Origin of the sequence: Brevundimonas sp. (assembly GCF_036963785.1) — a bacterium.
Taxonomy (GTDB): domain Bacteria; phylum Pseudomonadota; class Alphaproteobacteria; order Caulobacterales; family Caulobacteraceae; genus Brevundimonas.
Genome location: NZ_JBALUS010000019.1, coordinates 1 through 595 on the forward strand (window position 1 = coordinate 1; position 595 = coordinate 595).

General features: G+C 65.0%; 1 protein-coding gene. It reads right to left on the reverse strand.

The features are described from left to right. Positions 1–595 (reverse strand): M50 family metallopeptidase (locus V7672_RS15250; RefSeq protein ID WP_335625417.1); only part of this gene is annotated, 595 nt, incomplete at both ends.

Here is a 595-nt window from a genome sequence, read left to right on the forward strand (position 1 = left end):
CGTCGCTCAGGTGTTGCGATCAGCGTCCGGCGTTCGCCGTCACGTTCGATCACGATTTCCAGCGGTTCGCCGGCGCGCATGAACACGGCCTGCGTCACGTCGAAGAAGCCTTCGACGCGCCGGCCCTCAATCGAAACGATCAGGTCGCCGGGCTCGAACCCGGCTTCGGCCGCTGGCGACTCCTCGAGCACCGTGCCGACCAGAGGCTCCATGCGGACTTCACCGCGCATCATGCCGAGCGCGGCAAAGACCAGGATTGCCAGGAGGAAATTCGCAATGGGTCCGGCGGCGACGATCAGGGCGCGTTGCCAGACCGGCTTGAAATGAAAGACCTGATCGGCGCACTCATGGTCGCTGCGCAGCCGGTCCAGAGTCTCGGCATCCGACGCGCTGGCGGCGTTCTCATCGCCCAGAAACCGCACATAGCCACCCAGCGGCAGGGCCGCGATCCGCCAGTCTGTCCCTTTCTTGTCGGTCCAGGACACCAGCGTCGGGCCGAATCCGATGGAGAAGACCTCTGCGTGAACGCCAAAGCGGCGCCCGACCCAGAAATGGCCCAGCTCGTGGATCACCACCACGAAGGAGATCACGGCCA